This is a genomic window from Streptomyces minutiscleroticus, assembly GCF_014650875.1.
In the GTDB taxonomy this organism is placed as follows: domain Bacteria; phylum Actinomycetota; class Actinomycetes; order Streptomycetales; family Streptomycetaceae; genus Streptomyces; species Streptomyces minutiscleroticus.
On the sequence record NZ_BMVU01000278.1, the window covers coordinates 1 to 541 of the forward strand.

Sequence of the window (541 nt, forward strand, 5' to 3'; positions counted from 1 at the left end):
GAGGAGTGTCCGAGCTGGGCGCCGTCGCCCAGGGCGGTGTCGATCTCCAGCACCGTCGCCTCGCTGACGTAGACGTCGCGGCCGAGGGTGACCGGGCCGGTCCGGATCCAGCCGGACTGCGCCCGGTAGCAGGAGAAGAAGGCGTCCTTGCGGACGACGGTGCCGTCGCCGACCGTCAGCAGGTCGGTGCAGACCGGCACGTGCTTGGACAGCACGGCGGTGCCCCGGCCGATCCTCGCGCCCAGCGCCCGCAGGTACAGCGTGTAGAGCGGGGACCCGACGAACAGCACCAGCGGATTGATCTGCACCAGCGTCCTGATCAGCCAGAAACGCAGGTAGGCCGGGCTCCAGATGCGGATCTGCCCCGGCTTCCACCGCCCGACGAGGACCCACTTCACCGCGATGGGCAGGACGCACACGCCGAGGAAGACCGCGCCGCCGAACACCACGGCCCGCAGATAGCTCTCCCACAGCCCCGAACCGGCCCCGATCCAGTCGTAGCCGAGGCCGACGACGACCGCGGTCCCGTAGACGTAGCCGA

1 pseudogene is annotated in these 541 nt (G+C 70.4%); it reads right to left on the reverse strand.

The window, feature by feature from the left end:
* Nucleotides 1-541, reverse strand: a pseudogene (locus IE271_RS41470) (Pls/PosA family non-ribosomal peptide synthetase); the annotation flags it as partial.